At 28.6% G+C, this 16,850-nt stretch carries 20 protein-coding genes and 1 tRNA gene; 6 read left to right on the forward strand and 15 right to left on the reverse strand.

Annotated features, from left to right (window positions below):
- Positions 1-63: 63 nt before the first annotated feature.
- On the reverse strand, positions 64-1,374 hold the full coding sequence (gene der, locus BLT70_RS01030) for a ribosome biogenesis GTPase Der (RefSeq protein WP_091890329.1): 1,311 nt from the start codon (positions 1,372-1,374) through the stop codon (positions 64-66).
- Positions 1,375-1,455: 81 nt separating this feature from the next.
- On the opposite strand from der, the gene BLT70_RS01035 reads away from it, so the two are divergent.
- On the forward strand, positions 1,456-1,980 hold the full coding sequence (locus BLT70_RS01035; RefSeq protein WP_091890332.1) for a hypothetical protein: 525 nt from the start codon (positions 1,456-1,458) through the stop codon (positions 1,978-1,980).
- Here BLT70_RS01035 and era read toward each other — a convergent pair.
- Positions 1,977-2,861 (reverse strand): GTPase Era, encoded by an 885-nt coding sequence (gene era, locus BLT70_RS01040; RefSeq protein WP_091890335.1) that lies wholly within the window; start codon positions 2,859-2,861, stop codon positions 1,977-1,979. The genes BLT70_RS01035 and era overlap by 4 nt on opposite strands.
- Before the next feature lie 180 nt (positions 2,862-3,041).
- Here era and BLT70_RS01045 point away from each other — a divergent pair.
- Positions 3,042-3,114, forward strand: a tRNA-Met gene (locus BLT70_RS01045).
- Between the two features lie 114 nt (positions 3,115-3,228).
- Here BLT70_RS01045 and BLT70_RS01050 read toward each other — a convergent pair.
- The 13 genes from BLT70_RS01050 to BLT70_RS01115 form a co-directional block, all read right to left on the reverse strand.
- Positions 3,229-3,492 (reverse strand): hypothetical protein, encoded by a 264-nt coding sequence (locus BLT70_RS01050; RefSeq protein WP_091890338.1) that lies wholly within the window; start codon positions 3,490-3,492, stop codon positions 3,229-3,231.
- A gap of 3 nt (positions 3,493-3,495) precedes the next feature.
- The gene (locus BLT70_RS01055) at positions 3,496-3,765 is read right to left on the reverse strand and encodes a hypothetical protein (RefSeq protein WP_157691811.1); all 270 of its coding nucleotides are present in this window, start codon (positions 3,763-3,765) and stop codon (positions 3,496-3,498) included.
- 28 nt (positions 3,766-3,793) lie between these two features.
- Positions 3,794-4,060 (reverse strand): hypothetical protein, encoded by a 267-nt coding sequence (locus BLT70_RS01060; protein ID WP_091890344.1) that lies wholly within the window; start codon positions 4,058-4,060, stop codon positions 3,794-3,796.
- Between the two features lie 192 nt (positions 4,061-4,252).
- Positions 4,253-4,483, reverse strand: coding sequence for a hypothetical protein (locus tag BLT70_RS01070; protein WP_091890350.1), 231 nt, complete (start codon positions 4,481-4,483; stop codon positions 4,253-4,255).
- The gene (locus BLT70_RS01075; protein ID WP_091890353.1) at positions 4,480-5,832 is read right to left on the reverse strand and encodes a type IV secretory system conjugative DNA transfer family protein; all 1,353 of its coding nucleotides are present in this window, start codon (positions 5,830-5,832) and stop codon (positions 4,480-4,482) included. Before BLT70_RS01075 ends, BLT70_RS01070 begins: the two co-directional genes overlap by 4 nt.
- 21 nt (positions 5,833-5,853) lie before the next feature.
- The gene (locus BLT70_RS01080; RefSeq protein ID WP_091890356.1) at positions 5,854-6,729 is read right to left on the reverse strand and encodes a relaxase/mobilization nuclease domain-containing protein; all 876 of its coding nucleotides are present in this window, start codon (positions 6,727-6,729) and stop codon (positions 5,854-5,856) included.
- Positions 6,719-7,210 (reverse strand): hypothetical protein, encoded by a 492-nt coding sequence (locus BLT70_RS01085; RefSeq protein ID WP_091890359.1) that lies wholly within the window; start codon positions 7,208-7,210, stop codon positions 6,719-6,721. The genes BLT70_RS01080 and BLT70_RS01085 overlap by 11 nt, the downstream gene beginning before the upstream one ends.
- Before the next feature lie 80 nt (positions 7,211-7,290).
- On the reverse strand, positions 7,291-7,821 hold the full coding sequence (locus BLT70_RS01090) for an HD domain-containing protein (RefSeq protein WP_157691812.1): 531 nt from the start codon (positions 7,819-7,821) through the stop codon (positions 7,291-7,293).
- Positions 7,822-7,829: 8 nt separating this feature from the next.
- Complete coding sequence (locus BLT70_RS01095) at positions 7,830-8,723, reverse strand: ThiF family adenylyltransferase (RefSeq protein WP_157691813.1); 894 nt, start codon at positions 8,721-8,723, stop codon at positions 7,830-7,832.
- A gap of 5 nt (positions 8,724-8,728) precedes the next feature.
- Positions 8,729-9,478: a Mov34/MPN/PAD-1 family protein gene (locus tag BLT70_RS01100; protein ID WP_091890368.1), complete on the reverse strand. Its 750-nt coding sequence runs from the start codon at positions 9,476-9,478 to the stop codon at positions 8,729-8,731.
- 5 nt (positions 9,479-9,483) lie between these two features.
- Entirely contained in the window at positions 9,484-9,831 is a 348-nt protein-coding gene (locus BLT70_RS01105) for a hypothetical protein (RefSeq protein ID WP_091890372.1), read from the reverse strand.
- A 394-nt stretch (positions 9,832-10,225) separates the two neighbouring features.
- Positions 10,226-10,411, reverse strand: coding sequence for a hypothetical protein (locus BLT70_RS01110; protein ID WP_091890376.1), 186 nt, complete (start codon positions 10,409-10,411; stop codon positions 10,226-10,228).
- Between the two features lie 336 nt (positions 10,412-10,747).
- Positions 10,748-11,215: a hypothetical protein gene (locus BLT70_RS01115; protein ID WP_091890379.1), complete on the reverse strand. Its 468-nt coding sequence runs from the start codon at positions 11,213-11,215 to the stop codon at positions 10,748-10,750.
- 37 nt (positions 11,216-11,252) lie between these two features.
- Here BLT70_RS01115 and BLT70_RS01120 point away from each other — a divergent pair, with 37 nt between their 5' ends.
- The 4 genes from BLT70_RS01120 to BLT70_RS01135 all read left to right on the forward strand — a co-directional run bounded on the left by BLT70_RS01120 (position 11,253) and on the right by BLT70_RS01135 (position 16,711).
- Positions 11,253-12,029 carry a hypothetical protein gene (locus BLT70_RS01120; RefSeq protein WP_157691814.1) on the forward strand — a complete coding sequence of 259 codons (777 nt, stop codon included), beginning with the start codon at positions 11,253-11,255 and terminating at the stop codon, positions 12,027-12,029.
- A 23-nt stretch (positions 12,030-12,052) separates the two neighbouring features.
- The gene (locus BLT70_RS01125) at positions 12,053-14,386 is read left to right on the forward strand and encodes a lipopolysaccharide assembly protein LapB (RefSeq protein ID WP_091890385.1); all 2,334 of its coding nucleotides are present in this window, start codon (positions 12,053-12,055) and stop codon (positions 14,384-14,386) included.
- 177 nt (positions 14,387-14,563) lie between these two features.
- Positions 14,564-14,797, forward strand: coding sequence for a hypothetical protein (locus BLT70_RS01130; protein WP_091890388.1), 234 nt, complete (start codon positions 14,564-14,566; stop codon positions 14,795-14,797).
- Between the two features lie 285 nt (positions 14,798-15,082).
- Entirely contained in the window at positions 15,083-16,711 is a 1,629-nt protein-coding gene (locus tag BLT70_RS01135; protein ID WP_091890392.1) for a recombinase family protein, read from the forward strand.
- Positions 16,712-16,850: the final 139 nt, after the last annotated feature.

Consider the following 16,850-nt stretch of genomic DNA (forward strand, 5'->3'; position numbering starts at 1 on the left):
TGCAAATTTATATAAACTAATTTTTTTAGACGTAATTACATCAAATTCCTTTCAAAAAGAATTCTATTTTTGTCTAAAATAAATAGTAATTGGCACACCAGAAAAGTTATAGATTTCACGTAATTTATTTTCTATAAATCGTCTGTATGGGTCTCTAACATATTGTGGTAAGTTACAGAAAAAAGCAAATTGAGGTGTTAATGTAGGTAATTGCATACAATATTTAATTTTTACAAATTTACCTTTAGTTGCTGGTGGTGGATACATTTTTACAATCTCTAACATGGTGTCGTTAAGTTTGCTAGTAGGTATTTTTATTTTTCTATTTTGAAAAACTTCAACAGCAGTTTCTATAGCTTTAAATATTCTTTGTTTAGTAAGTGCAGATGTAAAAATAATTGGTACATCTGTAAAAGGTTCTATTTGTTTTCTAACCATTGCTTCAAAATCTCGCATTGTGTTAGTTTCTTTTTCAACTAAATCCCATTTATTTATTAAGATAACAATTCCTTTTCTGTTTTTTTCTGCTAGCCAAAAAATATTTTGATCTTGACCTTCAAAACCACGAGTTGCATCAACTACTAAAATAATAACATCAGAATATTCGATGCTTCTAACAGCACGCATTACAGAATAAAATTCTAAATCTTCTTTTACTCTCGATTTTTTACGGATTCCTGCAGTATCAACTAAATTAAAATCAAATCCAAAACGGTTATATTTTGTGTCAATAGAATCTCTGGTTGTACCAGCAATATTTGTTACAATATTTCTGTCTTCGCCAATTAAAGCATTAATAAAAGACGATTTTCCTGCATTTGGTCTACCAACTACAGCAAATCTAGGTAGTTCTTCTGCATCTAAATCAATAGGTTCTGGTTCTGGCATTTCTGCTGCTAAAGCATCTAATAAATCTCCAGTTCCGCTTCCGTTAATAGATGCAATTGTAAAGTAATCGCCTAAACCTAGATTGTAAAATTCTACAGCATCTGGTTCACGCATGGCGTTATCAACTTTATTTACCACTGTAAAAATTGGTTTTTTAACCTTGCGTAAAAGCTTTGCAACTTCAGCATCCATAGGTGTAATACCATCTTCTACATTTACAACAAAAACAATTAAATCTGCTTCATCAAGAGCAAGCTTAACTTGTTTTCTAATTTCTTCTTCAAAAATATCATCAGAACCAATAGCATATCCACCAGTATCTATAACAGAAAATTCTTTTCCATTCCAGTCAGATTTTCCATAATGTCTGTCTCTTGTAACTCCGCTAACAGAGTCTACAATTGCTTCTCTTCTTTGAACCAATCTATTAAAAAGTGTTGACTTCCCTACATTTGGTCTTCCTACAATGGCAACAATACTATTCATTTGATTTGAAATTTTTTGCAAAGATACAATTTACTAAATGAAAAATTATCGTAAATTTAAACAGTTATAAAATAGGTTTTTATGGATGAAAAATTGAATATGTTAATTGAGACAAGAAATAGTGAGGTTTTTTTAAGACCAAGATTTACAATTGATTTAGATGAAAATCGTGATAAAATACTACAAGATTTTATTAATGAATTTAAAAAAGAAGACTGTGTTTTTTTAGGAAATATAGTTGATGGGCATATTTTTATTTCTGTTTCAAAAAAAGATGAACACTTTTGGTCGCCACAATTGCATTTAGAAATTTTAGAAACATCAGAAAATAAATCTCTTTTAAAAGGATTATTTGGGCCAAAACCACATGTCTGGACACTTTTTATGTTTGTTCATTTTGTTATAGGTGTTTCTTTCTTAGGATTTGCCGCGTTACTCTACACAAACATTTCGTTAAACGAATCTGTATTCTTTCCTTTAATTATGATAATTTTCTTACCTTTAATTTGGGTTCTATTATATTTTTTAGGTAAAATAGGAAAAAATACAGGTAAAAATCAAATGAAAAAGTTACACGATTTTATGATGAAAGTAATAAATAATTAATTTTGATTGTATCCAAATCGTTTTAATTGATTTTTATCACTTCTCCAGTTTTTATTAACTTTTACATACAATTCAATAAATACTTTTTTCTCAAAGAATTGTTCTAAATCCTTTCTAGCTTCTGCGCCAACTCTTTTTAATGCAGCACCTTTATGACCAATAATAATTCCTTTTTGAGTTTCTCTTTCTACCATAATGATAGATCTAATTCTAACAATATTTTCTTCTTCAATAAAACTTTCGGTTTCTACTTCTACAGAATAGGGAATCTCTTTTTTGTAATGCATTAAGATTTTCTCTCTAATTTTCTCATTCACAAAAAAACGTTCAGGTTTATCTGTTAATTGATCCTTTGGATAAAAAGGAGGTCCTTCTGGTAATAATTCTTTAATTTTTTCGAAAACTGCTGTGATATTAAATTTTTCTAAAGCAGAAATCACAAAAACATCAGCATTAGGTACTTTTATTTTCCAGTATTCTACCTTTTCTTCAACCTCATCTTGCGTAGATTTATCAATTTTATTTAATAATAAAATAACAGGAATTTCGCTGTGAATAATCTTATTAAAGAAAGCTTCGTTTTTTAATTCTTTTTCACCAACTTCCACCATATAAATTAAAACATCGGCGTCATCTAAGGCAGATTTTACAAAATCCATCATAGAAGATTGCAATTCATAAGCAGGCTGAATGATTCCTGGAGTGTCTGAAAAAACAATTTGAAAATCATCTTCATTCACAATTCCGAGAATGCGATGCCTTGTAGTTTGCGCTTTAGGTGTTATGATTGATAGCTTTTCACCTACCAAAGCATTCATTAATGTTGATTTACCTACGTTAGGATTTCCTATAATATTTACAAAACCAGCTTTGTGAGTCATGCTGCAAAGATAAATAGATTTTATAGTTGATTAGAATTTAGAAGATTAAAAAATATTTAAAAATTAATTGATAAAAGTTTGGTAAATTGTTTTGTTAAGTTGTATATTTGCACTCGGAAATAACGTATCGAGTTTATGAATCGAAAGTTAAAAGCTAAGTCGTTATTTTTGAAATCACAACGCGGGATAGAGCAGTAGGTAGCTCGTCGGGCTCATAACCCGAAGGTCACTGGTTCGAGTCCAGTTCCCGCTACTAGTAAAGACAAGGCTTCACATTTCTGTGAAGCCTTTTTTATTTTATCAGGTACAACATAGGTACAACAAATAGCGTTTTTAAACACGCTTATTTGAACTATTACAATCTAATTTAAAGTTCTCTTTCGTTTTGTTTTTGTTCTTTGCTTTTCATTTTTTCTAAAGTTTCTAATCTTGAGCGATTACGTTGTTCTAGTCCTGCCATAAACCCACTCATAAGAGCCTTCATTTTTTTGTTATTAGAGGCACTTTTTTTCATGGACTGATATTTCTTTTTTAATCGGTCTAAATTTTCTTTTGGAGAAAAAACCGCCAAAAGATACGCTTCGTTATAATAGTCTTGATACTCTTTATTTTTTGAAAATAACCAACTCATAATTTATCGTTCTTTTTCATCTTTTTCGATGCTTTTTTCTTGCGCCTTAATCTTTGCCAATTTTGCTTTACGTTCTTGGAGTTTTGCTCTTGAATTTAAAAGTAATGACTTATGCTTTTCATAAGTGGCAATGCCTTTTTCTAACCCCTCCTTATAAGCTGAAATGTGCGGGAGTGTTAATAGTCGGTCTAAAATTTTTGGATTATAAATAGACAACATATAACCGTTATTGAATCCTTGTAATATATGTGATTTCTCTTGTTCTGGTGTCATAATTTTATTTTTTTTGTTAAACATTTGATTAATAATTCGCGATATTTTTTTCTAAATACTCGTACAGGCTAGAAACCAAATACAAAATTGTTTTACGACTTGGTTGGCTGAAAATTATTTCTTGATTATTTCTAAGCGATTGTAAACTTGTCTTTCCAATGTTTAGAATTTCTCTCGCTCGTTCTCCATTGCACCATAGCTCTTCTACTTTTTCTTTTTCTTGAACCATTTCTACAATTTCTTGTACCAAACGGTAATACGCCTCTGTTTCAAGGCAAATAACATCTAAATTCATAATTTTACTATTTATAGTTTTGTTTTTATTGCCTGAAAAATTTCAAGCAGTTTTGTAATAATAATTTCTGATATAGAAATGAATACCCACAAAAGGTTTTTAGTAATAAAAACCAATGCTTTATAGCATTGGGTTTCTATGTTTGAAAGAAATTCGTATCTATTTGAATTGGTATTATTTGTTGTCATAATTTTAAAATCTAATTCTATCAAAAACCATGACTATGATTTTTAGTAATCCATTAAAAATGCTTCCGATAATTTGAATACTCTTCTCTAAAACAACCTCTATTATTTTTACAAAACCCGTAGCAAGTGGAGATAAAATTTTTCCAATAATGGAAACACTTGTGTCAAATAATGCTTTAATGGGTTGAGGAAAAAATATACTAATAAACAGCAGGAATAATAAAATTGTAATCATAATTTGCTTCTGTTTTTTAGGGTTCTATTTTTAAAAAATGCGGTTGCTTTTAATTTCATTGGTTTATAGCTTCCATGAATGAAAAGGCATTCGTCATCTTTTAATTGTGTTCTCACTTCTTCAGGAGTCATTAAATTTCTAGAAATACGATTCATAGGTTGATTGCGTTTGAAAACCCCTTTTGCAGAATAGCTTTCGGTTTTTACACCAAGCATATCAGACACAATCCGAGAACTTTCATAACTCAATCCGCCATAAAAGAGTTTGCTATTACAGTTTTCAAAAATTATTTTTGATTTACTATTATATACAGAGGTAAGTTGCTCAAAGCTCTGTAAAATCAGGCTTAAATGAATTCTTTTCTTACGGTTAGTAGTAATGATGGTTTCAAAATTTGGAATAGCTCCAACATTCGCAAATTCATCCATAAAGCAATAAACGGCGTTACCTGTACTTTCAGTCATCAGAGATTCAAATAATTGGCGATAAAATAAATTCCAAAAACCCTTGTAATATGGCATTTTATGCTCCTCTTGAGATAAATACAAGACGGTTCTTTTGTTTCTTAAATCAGTAAAAGAAAAAGTACTCTCAGAACAAACGGTAGTCAGTGTTTCCTCGCTATAGATATAAAGAGCCGTTTTAACCGTTGCTATGATTGACTGTTTTACTTTTTGGCTTCCAGCCATAAACGAACAATACTCATCAAAATCATCCTCGTTCAAAGCAAGTTCCATCAAAGCATTAATCTCCTCATCGGCATGTCCCATTTTGTTTACGAGTCTATTTACAAAGGCAAGGCTTCTATTTTCTACTGGAATTTTAAGAACTACTCCCAAAATGAGCAGTGTTAATATAGAAATCGAAGATTGCGTCCAAAATTGGTCGCCTTTAGAGTTCTCATAGACAACACCAATTAAAGATTCTGCCATGATTTTTGCCGTGCTTTTGTTGGTTATTTTTAATAGGGGATTATGCTTTGCAGAATTAGTAGGGTTTGTTAGGTCTAAATAAATTGGCTCAAATCTTTGTTTGATTAGCCACGTTTCTGATAACTTTCTTATTTCTCCAGAAGGATCAAAAAATATAAGTGAAACATTTGAACCCCATTTTCTTAAAGCTTGATTTAACACGAATCGAGTAGATTTCCCACCACCTGTAGGACTTATTAAAATTAAATTTTTATAAGAACTATCTTGATTTAATCGTAAGTCGTTAGCTATATATACACCAGAATTAGATGGCTTTAATAATTTGCGTTGCTCCCAAAACCCACAAAATTCAGCACTTCCATGAGAGCTAACTTTCTCTGGGTTCAACAAATAATCAAAAAACGTTCTTTGGCTCATAAAAATGGGATTAAAAATTAATTACTGTTTTTCAATAGACCGTTCTTGGTCTCTATTCTTTAATTGTTCTAATTCGTATAAACGAACTTCTTTTTTTAGATTTTCTATATCAATCAAAAGCCTAGTAAATCGAAATTTCTTATTTGTTTCAGTAATGATTCCTGTGGGTTTACCATTTCTGGTATAAACAGAAAAATCTTCCTCCTTTTCAATTGATTTTAAAAAATCTTCCTTCTTTGGATATTTTTTGGCAATACTGATAAGTTTCTCTTTAATGTTTTCTAATAGACTTTTTTGTCCTCGTTTTTTAGCACGAATAGAGCCATCCGTTTCTTTCATTTTTTCAGGTAATGGTATGCCAGTTAATGTTGATTTTTTACTTTTTTCTAATTCAGGTAGATATAGCAAGCTGTGTTTTAATTCAGGGAATTTTTGCTGATATCTATTCATATCAATCTGAATTTCTTTTAGTCTTTGTTTTGATATTCTTCGAGATTTTCCATTACCAAATTGAGAAGCGGAAACCGCAAAATGTAGATGAATATTTTCTTTTTCAAAGTGAACTCTTCCAAAAGTTATAGCGGAATTAAAATTCATTAATTCTGAGAATTTTTGAGCAAAACCAAATAGTTTTTCAGTATTTAAAAAAAGTTTTTCCTTCGGATGAAAACTTAAAATGATATGCTGAACGCCAATTCGTTTCTGTTTTCCTTGTTTAATAAACTTATTATTTTGTTTAAAATCTTCGGCAACTTCTTTAGTGTTTTTTCCTAACGTATTATGTCTCAGAATGAAATTTTTTTCATTATCAAAATGTGTTTTTCCCTCATTAATATATCTGATTAATTGGGGTAAATTCGGTCGTGAAAGTGATCTACTTAGCATTTTAATCAGCATTGAGGTTAGGTATTAGATGAATAGGTTTAAAATTAATTTTAGGGCTTACATAAAGTGTGTTTACTATGTTTTCTAATTGATTAACTTGTTTAATTAATTCTGAAAATCTTCCTTCTGAAATATTTTTTTGGCTGTGAGACATGAAAACCAATTGATTTATATTATTAGAGCTTTTACGAATTAGCATTTTAGCTTCTTCAATATTTTCATTTATAGGTAAAAAAGCTTCACTTTGAATATAGGCTAAAGAGCTCTTTCTTATAAAAGTGGTCGGTTTTTCATCGTATTTTTTAGCAATATTTTTAATGGTTTCATACTCTTCATTCGAGAATAAAATCTCTATTCTTTTAGAATTATTTCGGTAAGTTTTTAAATATTCCTTTTGATAATACTTTCTATAAGATTTTCTTGCCTCCTTCCATTCTTCTAGAGTAGTAGGTTTTATGCTGAAATGCGATATGTATTGCTGAAAATTCATCATAGAAAAAAGGTTCAAAAATTATTTGAATAAAATGTTTGGTTTATTTTTATAACACAAACAATGTGTGTTAAGAAATTTTTTTAAACTAAAACGAGTGCTTCGTATACAATAATTCGTTCTGCCATAGCATTCCAAAGGTTTTCGTATTCTCCTTCAATGCGAAGTTGTTGTTGATAAGTAGGGAAACGCTTAATGTATTTAGCTGATTTTGAGTTTTTTTCTAGTAGACCTTGCCCTAAATTAGCGGTCGAATCTGCTATTTTAACAGCTTTTGCAACTGGAAATTTATTTAATAAAGCATAATTAGGTTCTCCATTCGATAGTTTTGTAAGTGCTATTACATTATTTAAAACATCTATTCCAAAAAGATTTTTAATTTCTAAACGTGTAACATTAGGACAATCTTCTAAAACATCGTGAAGTAAAGCTGTTGCTAGGTATTCGGGCTCAGAATACCCCATAGAAATTAAATGTAAGAACACATCAGATAGGTGCTTAGAATAAGCGTGCTCTCCATAGCGCTGCTCTTCTTTAGCGTGAGCCTCAAAGGCGAAGTTTCTCGCCTTATAAATGAGGTCACTATTCTTAATATGTTGATTTTTTAATTTCAAAGTGGTGTTTATTTTTCTTTGATCATTTGTTGTAATTTACCTTTGCAATCTGGACAAGTATTATATCCGTTATCTGGTATTTCAGCTTCAATTCTTTGCCAATAAGAATTAAAGTTTTGAGCATTCATTCCGACATTATTAAAAGCATTATCAAACAGTTTATTCCCACCTAAAGGGTGTACTTTAAATTGGATAAAATTGTAGTTGATTTTACCATCTTCATTTTTCATTTCTTGAAAAAATGATGCAAATTCAAAATCATTTTTTCTTTTTAAATGATTTTTATGAAGTATTGCCAAAGCAATAAATCCAATAAAGCTGTCTAGATGTTGTGAATGAAAAATGGTATTACAATTTGAAGAAACTTTAATTTCTTCTTTTTTATTTGCTAAATACCGATAAGAACAACAACATCTAAAACAAGATGGTGTATATTTTGGTATTGAAAAGAAAATTTCAGCAGTTCTGCTTTTTGCATAAAATCCAGCCCAAATAGCAGGGATCATATATTTTAAAGCGAGAATATTTCCAAAAGATTGAGCCTTAAAACTATCTGTTAAAAAAAGTGCTAAATCTGCCTCTTTGAAAATAGTATCTAATTCTGTTTCATTCATGTCATGGAAGTTTTTAGTAATTCCAAGGTATTCAGTGTCAGGGTTTATTTGAGAAACCGCTTTTCCTAAAGCATTGACTTTGTAATTACCTATATCGGTTTGATTATATCCTTGTCTTACTATGTTTGAAGCCTCTACGGTGTCAAAATCTAACACCGTTATTTTACCTATTCCTGTTCTTGCTAAAGAACAAACAAGGGAATAAGAACCACCTGCTCCTACAACTATAATATGAGTTCTTTGGAGTAATTTTATATCCACTGCTTCTATTATTCTTGAATAATCCATAATATTTAATTTAAAAGTTGCTGAATAATGTATTTGTAAAAAACTGGTATCAATACAATTAGAAAACCTAAAAGTATTATTAGAAAACAAGTAAAAATGACTTGATAAAGCTGAGAGAAATTGAAACTATCAAGAATAGTTTTATGTACTCGTTCTTCTGTTTCTTTTTTAATCTCATCTATTTTTAAAGGAATTGTTTTAGGCTCTACTTTAAAAGTGTTGTTGATTTTAATTACTGTTTTGCTTTTGTAATTATTAATCTTCTTTTTTTTTCGAGTAGACTTTTTTTTCTTTTTTGTAATTTCATTAGAGTTCGTTACTATTTCTAACTCTAATGTATCTACCGTTCCATTTTTGTTATAGGCTAATGGGATAAACTTGAATCCACCATCTTTGGCGGAAAATACCAATGGTGTTAAAAATTTTTCCACATCAATATTCTTAAATTGAGAAGCGAAATAATCTTTATCAGGCTGTGATAGCCTTCCTAAGCCATAAGGATGACTATGAATAAACCCAAGTAATTCTAGTTCTTCTTCATCCCACCATTTCTTAATAATAGGATTTAAATACCCAGTATTAAAAGTGTAACTGCTTCGTGTATTAATCGAGTTTTTGTCAAACAAAAATCGAGTAACTGTAAAATCTTTTCTAGAACCAAAGAGTAACCCGCCAGACTCAGCTGGCTTGTTACCTATGGTAGCTTTTATTTCATCAAAAGCAGATTGAGTTATTTTAAATTTTTTAGTTTCCATAACTCTTAATTTCGCATTTGAACTTGTCTGTCAATTGTAATTCCTGTGGCTATATACTTACAAGTTAAATCAGCCCATTCAGCACTTATTTGTTTAGCTCTTTGTAAATTGGTAGGCTCGCTACCCACTGTTATACAAATTCTTCTTGTTGCATCTCGCGAGGAAGATAAATAATGGCAAATTAGAGAACTATTAGGACGATCTTCATAACTAGGTTGTTGATGAATATCAATTTCAAAATGGTTGCCTACTTTGTGATAACTGAATTTAAAAATGGACCCGTTTTTAGCTACATATTTATAAACTTGATAAGTCAGTAATGTTCCTTTTGTAATTTGTTCTGAAAATTTCATATTTAGATGTTTTTATTAAATTTTAAAATAAGCGGGCATTTCAGCCCGCTGTTAAAAATTTAGATACTATTGTTCACTAAACTTTTAAAAAAATTTGGTTTATCCAACATGGAGAGTTCCTTCTCCAATGGCTTCACCACCTTTAGTAGGTCTTGTAGACATAATTCTATTTTTTTGGCACGCTTAAACATTCACATCTCGTTTTTTTGAACAGCTCAACGAGTAAAAACTGTATTATATTTTCTTTTTAAAAATTAAAATCAATAATGCTAAAATTGAACCTGCTATTCGATTGAAACTCCAAACTATTCCAGTAAAAATCATAGAGAAAAAACCTCTGTCAAAGACTGCAATGGGTGGACAAATAAAAAGCAGGATTCCTTTAAAAATTTTCTTAATGAACTTCCTCACTTTTATTGTCTTTAAAATTTTCATTAAATATTCTTGTCGCACAAAATTTTGCGTAACTACGGCATTGATAAAATGTCCCGTATTTTTGAGGAACAGGTAATTTTATATTTTGAAAAAATTCTTTATTAGAAAGAATAGCACTTGTTAATTGTTCTATCGTTGGTTTCATAATTCTATGTTTTTTGATTTGGTTTTGGAGATTAAAAAATTTAAAGGAGCGAAAAATGTTAAATATCGCTCCTGTTAGTTTTAAGAACTGATGACTAAGCAAAAAATACCAAAGCCAAGAAAAATGGCTACTTGAATAATTGTAACTAAAACGAGCTCTTTAACTGGTTCTTTACTCGTAAGTTCATGTCTGCTGTAACTTCTCATAATAGGCATATTTAAAAGTTTTTAGCTTCTTACTTTAAAAAGCTTTCAGCAAAGCTAGAGATGAAAATCAACAAAAAAAGGGCAGATGAAAAGCAGACGAAAAGCAAACTAAAAGCAAATGGGAAAGAGTTTAACTCAAACGATTTTTCTTAAAAAATTCCTCAGAAGTCATATTCCGATATCTTATAAGTTTTTTGTTGTAAATTCCTTGAAAAACGATGATATAATGATTAATGTCTTTAAGCTTTTCATAATTATTATCCTTTAATGCTTGAGGCACATCAAATTCAACATCTCCTTTCCCACCACGTCTGCTCAACATATCATGAACAGAGTGATTCAAAACCCTAAAAACAGCGTCAGTATTGAAGTCAATAAATCCTTGAATACCATGTAATTCATAAGATTCATTATTACTATTTAAAATCTTATGATTTAATTTTTCATGTATAATTTGTAATTTTTCAGGATTTAGCCATTCACTAGCCTCAGTTGTAGGAATTGGTATTCCTGAAAATTCATTAACAGAATCTTCTGAAGGTTCATGAAAATTTGGTTTAATATGATAAATGCCATTTGAATTTAATTTTTTGTCCATTAATTAGATTATATTTAAAAAATTAAAATTGTCAATAGTGCCAAATAAAGCAGTATATATAGAAGAGTTAAGAAAAAGAGTTATTTCTAAAACAAAAGAAATAGGAGGTTTTAATAAAGACGAAAATGTTTTTTTTGTAACTCCTGCAAACTTATTAATTAAGCTAGAAGAATATGATTATGACTGTTCAAAAGGTATTAAAGAGTCATATAAAATATTAGAAAGTAATATTAAAAAATGTTTTAAGAGTATTAATTATAAAGCAGTATTTGAATTTGCAGAGTTAATTGACAAAGAGACAAAGGAAAAGATAAAAAAAACAGATTTAATTATAGATTCTTGCATAATAAGCTCAGATACTTTTCAAAGGTTTAACAAAATAAATGGTACTAAAGGTTTAGACAATAAAACCTTTGATTACTTTAGTTTTTATCTAGGTTATGCAGGTTGGGGTGGTTTTCAAAATAATATAACAATTGCTGATTGCTTTATGTTAGATATGGATAGTCCTAATATAAAACTAATTTTTTCGAAGTTTGATATAAACGGTTATAAAGAGAGCTTAAAAAGTAAAGAGAAAATAAACTATAATAAAAGAGAACAAAGTGATTTTTTAGATATAGAAGATGTTGAAATAAAACCTCCTAAAATAGGGGATGTTTTAGCTGCCCAAATGGAAGAAGAGGATGAAGAAGAAAAAAATACAGCTTCAATTTATATGAAAATTTACGAAAAAAGCTTTTTAAATGAAACAGAAAAATTAAGAGTAGCTTTCAAAGAAAATCTAAGTAAAGGTAACGACCCTTTTTTTTAACCAAAAACACATTTTCTAAATTATTGAGCGCTTTAAAAATAGATGATTATTTATTTCAAGTATTAAATTTTTATTTTCAAGAGAAAGAAGATTTGAATATAAGAAGCCAAAAAATAGCATTGATTTCTGGCTTGAATTTATCTTTTATAAAAAATTATTCAAAATGTAAAGAAGACTATTTATCTCAATTAATTCTAAGAAACGATGAAGATATTTCAATGCATGCAACAATAGGGCTGTTTTTAGGAGTTTTATGTAATAAAGCAAAGGAATCATCAATTTTAAGCAGTCTCGTTCAAATTAAGCGTATTCAAAACACTATATTGGAGATGCTAAATTATCTGATTGTTCAATTGAAAACTGGTTATCAAACAGAAAGAGCTCCTATGCTTTTAAAACACTTTAATGATCATTTTAAATGGTTTTTACCCGATGTAATAGATGATGAATATTTTTCAATATCAATACCATTCAATAATATAAAATTTTGTTGTTATGGTGAAAACTTTTATAACGAGGGGGTAGTAAATACAAAAAATATAAAAATCGATAGTGATTTAAAATACATTTTTTCTTTAACAAATAAAAAAATAATTAATAATTCAAAAAAGAGTAAAGGAGTATACTTTTATTTGGATCAATTATTTACGGCAACTCTAAATCATAATAAAATTGAAAATATAGGATTAGTATTAAAAGAAAAAATAATTTCAAACGTATTTAATTTTACTGTAGAACTACAAAAAACAATTAAATCGAGTTATTTTTCTGGTATTATTTTAATGGGTAAAAATAAAAGTGAATTAGCATTAAACGATTTAAAAAACGATAAGTATATTAATAATAGCAATAAAATAAGTCATATAATTAAATGTTACAATGATTTAAATAGGTATGAAGAAGCTATAGCTTTTTCATTAGAAAATGAAAAAATCGAGGATAGAATTGATTATTATGCTCTAATAGGTCACGCATATTACAAGAATAGTGATTATACTAAGGCAATATATTATTTAGAATTTACATTGCAAAGTAAGTTTGATTTATTAAATGATGATAATAAGTCATATGTTTTTGAAACTTTAGGATTACTGTATTATAAGGTAGGTGATTTAAATAAATCTAAAACTTTATTTAAAGGTTATTTAGAAAAAGACAATAACAAATCTGATTATGCTTTGTATTTTATGGCATTTCTTTTACAGAAAGAATCTAATTATAAAAAAGCAATAGAACTTTATGGGTTACTAATTAAAAGAAAATATAGAGAAAAAAAATGTCTTTATGATTTATTTGAATGTTACTTAGCTTTAAACGATTTTGATAATATAAAAAGTACAATTTCTAGGATTGGAGAAATAGACGATTGTTTGAATGATTTTTGTGTTTTTTTGTATTATAAAAAGAATGAAGACTATAAAAATATGTGGTTGATTCTTGAGGATTTAAAAATAGAAAACATAGAAGATACAAAAATATTAAACGATTTAGGAATTTTTTATAATGATGAGTTTGGTGATTCAAAAATGGCTCGTAAATTTTTTAAAAAAGCGTATAAACTAAAACCAAACATAGTAGTCTATCTTGAAAACATAATTCAAACTTATTTTTCTGAAATGGTTTTTATTGCGTCTCTAAAAAGTTTTGAAATTTTAGAAGAAATTAAACCATTTCTTATAGAACTAGAAAAGCAATATGGCAAAGGAGATAAGTATTCATTGTATAAGTTTCAATATCATTTTTATAGAAGTGTTTATTTGAATATTGATGAGTTTGGAATAGCTAAATCTTATCATAAGGATAAAGAAATAGTTGCAACTGTTTTTGGAAAGAAAATTACAGGAAAGAGTCCTATAAATATAAATCAAATTCAAAATACAACAGTAGAGGATTTAATTTTACAGTTTAAAACAGGAAGGGTGATTTTTCCTTTTTATTCTAAAGAGGTTTTAAAAAGAATCGGAATTACAAAAATAGAGTCTTTTAGTTTTACACTCTTTATTTCTACTATATTTAAGAATTTTTATAATGAAGAAAAAATTGGCTATGTAAACAAAATTATAGATGAAAATTCAATGATTTCTGTTTGTGAGTATTTACGAAATGATAGTATTGATAAATCATATATTGGGTTTCTATATTTATTAGAAATATGTTTTTTTAATAGCAATTTAATTGAAGGGCAAGAGTTTATTAAAAATAACTTAAGGGAGGTGTCTTATTTATTAGATAATTTCCCTTCGGAATTTAGTTTTAAAATAGTTGAGGGAGATATTCCTTATATAGACCTTAACGAGAATTATCTTAAAAATTTCAAAAATAGGATGAAATATTCATTGAATAGCATTATGCGATAACATCTAACTAAAACATTTACTAATTACGTACAACCCAAAATATTTTAAAAAACAGGTAGCTGTATGCTAGGTTTTTCTAGCTATAGAGATTTGTGCCCTCTTATTTATTTCTTAACCCCGTTTTTTTAGTTCCTTAAAAAGGGCTTTTTTTCTTGTGCATTTTTAACAAAAATAAACATGAAAACAAAAAGAGAATTTGTGTTCGTTCAGAAGGCGCTTTTTTCGCCAATTTCAAAATCTGATTTTGATATAGGAAAAGGAGCTTTGGTTGACTTGGAATTAGTTACCGAAGCTTTAGCTGAATTTTTAAAACTTGAATATATTAAAGATTCAACCTGCCTATCTGGAAACGTGTTAAGGCTTTTTCAACTTAGAAAAGTTGATTTTATAAATAGAGAATTTCAAGAATAATTTTTAACCCCAACTTCATGACTTATATTTCATTAATTAAACAATTTATTTGTCCCTAACACTTTCATCTCTCCTATTTGGACTATTGAAGAAATTCAACAGTTTCAAAAAATAATTAAGTTAGAAACCAATCAAGAAATATCCGAAAAAGAAGCAAAAAAAATGCTTTTGAATCTTTATGAATGCTTTCATATGTTCATTTATGATTGAGTTCTTTTTTTATAAATTTTGAATATTTCAAAAAAACCTTTATGATAATCAAACTATTTCTTCTCCCTTCATTCAATGAAATACTATGCGTATATCCGAAAATCTTCTGAGGATAAAAAAAGACAGATTCAATCTATACCTAAGCAATATAAATGGTGTAAAACAGAAGCTAAACGAAGAGGGTTAAAAATCGCTAAATTTTTTGAAGACAGCAGTTCTGCACACAAATTAAATAGACAAGGGTTTAAAGATATGATTGCAGCAATAGAAAAATCCGAAGAACCAATTGGTGTAATTACATGGAAAATTTCTCGTTTGGCTAGAAATCCTATTGATGAAGGAGTTATTAAATACGCTTTTATGCGTAAAAAAATAACGCATATTCTTGCTCGTGATAGGGAATATAGAGAGAATGAAAATCAGATTATAATGGGTGTTGACTTTGGACAAGCTACCCAGTTTTCGATAGAATTATCTAAAGATGTAAAAGAAGGTATGAATAAGAAGGTTTCAAGTGGTTATAGGCCAGTGAAAGCCCCTTATGGTTATGTAAATGACCCAGTAGGTTTGAAGGGTGAGAAGAAAATTTTTGTAGATGACAAGTATTTTAAACCCATTCAACAATTTTTAAAATCATTTGCTACAGGGATATATTCTGTTCCAGAATTAAGAAAAAAAATGACAGAAGAGGGGATTCTTGCAAGGTCTAATAAACCTTTTTCTAATAGTAGTTTGTATTTAATTCTAAAAAGGCGTTTTTATTGTGGGGAATATTACTGGCAAGGAAAATTGATAAAAGGAAAACATAAGCCAATGATAACGGTTGAAGAATATGAGAAAATTCAGTTTTTATTGGGAAGAGAACAAAAAATTAGTCAAAGTAAATATCAGAACTATTATTCGGGTTTTATTAAGTGTTCTAGATGTAAGTCTTTCATAACAGGGTATTCGAAAACTAAACTTAATCGTTTTAAAGGAGTTTCAACTTATCATTATTTAAAGTGTGTGAATAAGGATAAAAATTGCACTCAAAAACCACTTACAAGAGCCAAAATTGATAGCGAAGTTTTATTAATACTTAAAGGTTTAACTCTTTCTGAAAGTATCATTGATTTTGTACTGGTTAAGTTGAAGGAAGTGAGCGAACAAGAAGAAAATCAAGATGCTAAAAAAATACAATTACTTATAAGACGGAATACTGAAATAGAAAATGAAATTACTGTTTTAGGAGAAAAGCTAATTAAAGGAATTATAAAAGATGATTTGTATCTAAAAATGAATCAAAAATTAGAAGAAGAATTATCATTAATTCAACAAAGAATAAAGAATCAAAAAAAACAAACTGAGCTAGATTTTGATAAAGTAAGAAGCCTATTTGAATTCACTCTTCATGCACAAGAAAAATTCCAGTCTGGCACATTTGAACAAAGAAAAAAGATTTTAAATCTAATTGGATCGAACTTCTTAATAAATGGAGAAAAACTAAGCATAGAGTTGTCTTTAGCCTTTTCAATTATAAAAAAAATCAAACATCTGTTTGACTTGGAAAATAGAAGAATCGAACTCAATTATAACCGCTCTAGTAAAGGCTTAAAGCCTGTTTTATGTACTGATAGTTTGGTTTGGAGCTCCTTACGGGAACGATTACGAACTTATTTCCTTGAAAACATAGGTATAGAATCAACCTTAGAAAACAAAATTTAGTTATTTGTGAGCAAATTTTTTGAACAATGTATTCGTTTTTAAGAAAGATTTCTAAATACTCCTAGCTAGTTAAAAAAAGAAAACACAAACCTATTTTCCAGTTTGTAAAAAATAAAAGGATTTGCCTCTGCGAGTTCCT

Source organism: Polaribacter sp. KT25b (genome assembly GCF_900105145.1).
Taxonomy (GTDB): Bacteria; Bacteroidota; Bacteroidia; order Flavobacteriales; family Flavobacteriaceae; genus Polaribacter.

What these genes read in the sequence shown, in the direction of transcription:
- BLT70_RS01115 (WP_091890379.1), bottom strand. Translation starts at nt 11,215, where the DNA reads ATGGACAAAAAATTAAATTCAAATGGCATTTATCATATTAAACCAAAT.
- BLT70_RS01100 (WP_091890368.1), bottom strand. Translation starts at nt 9,478, where the DNA reads ATGGAAACTAAAAAATTTAAAATAACTCAATCTGCTTTTGATGAAATA.
- BLT70_RS01130 (WP_091890388.1), top strand. Translation starts at nt 14,564, where the DNA reads ATGAAAACAAAAAGAGAATTTGTGTTCGTTCAGAAGGCGCTTTTTTCG.
- BLT70_RS01070 (WP_091890350.1), bottom strand. Translation starts at nt 4,483, where the DNA reads ATGATTACAATTTTATTATTCCTGCTGTTTATTAGTATATTTTTTCCT.
- BLT70_RS01050 (WP_091890338.1), bottom strand. Translation starts at nt 3,492, where the DNA reads ATGAGTTGGTTATTTTCAAAAAATAAAGAGTATCAAGACTATTATAAC.
- BLT70_RS01055 (WP_157691811.1), bottom strand. Translation starts at nt 3,765, where the DNA reads ATGACACCAGAACAAGAGAAATCACATATATTACAAGGATTCAATAAC.
- BLT70_RS01035 (WP_091890332.1), top strand. Translation starts at nt 1,456, where the DNA reads ATGGATGAAAAATTGAATATGTTAATTGAGACAAGAAATAGTGAGGTT.
- BLT70_RS01080 (WP_091890356.1), bottom strand. Translation starts at nt 6,729, where the DNA reads ATGCTGATTAAAATGCTAAGTAGATCACTTTCACGACCGAATTTACCC.
- BLT70_RS01095 (WP_157691813.1), bottom strand. Translation starts at nt 8,723, where the DNA reads ATGGATTATTCAAGAATAATAGAAGCAGTGGATATAAAATTACTCCAA.
- BLT70_RS01135 (WP_091890392.1), top strand. Translation starts at nt 15,083, where the DNA reads ATGAAATACTATGCGTATATCCGAAAATCTTCTGAGGATAAAAAAAGA.
- BLT70_RS01110 (WP_091890376.1), bottom strand. Translation starts at nt 10,411, where the DNA reads ATGAAACCAACGATAGAACAATTAACAAGTGCTATTCTTTCTAATAAA.
- der (WP_091890329.1), bottom strand. Translation starts at nt 1,374, where the DNA reads ATGAATAGTATTGTTGCCATTGTAGGAAGACCAAATGTAGGGAAGTCA.
- BLT70_RS01105 (WP_091890372.1), bottom strand. Translation starts at nt 9,831, where the DNA reads ATGAAATTTTCAGAACAAATTACAAAAGGAACATTACTGACTTATCAA.
- BLT70_RS01060 (WP_091890344.1), bottom strand. Translation starts at nt 4,060, where the DNA reads ATGAATTTAGATGTTATTTGCCTTGAAACAGAGGCGTATTACCGTTTG.
- BLT70_RS01085 (WP_091890359.1), bottom strand. Translation starts at nt 7,210, where the DNA reads ATGATGAATTTTCAGCAATACATATCGCATTTCAGCATAAAACCTACT.
- BLT70_RS01075 (WP_091890353.1), bottom strand. Translation starts at nt 5,832, where the DNA reads ATGAGCCAAAGAACGTTTTTTGATTATTTGTTGAACCCAGAGAAAGTT.
- era (WP_091890335.1), bottom strand. Translation starts at nt 2,861, where the DNA reads ATGACTCACAAAGCTGGTTTTGTAAATATTATAGGAAATCCTAACGTA.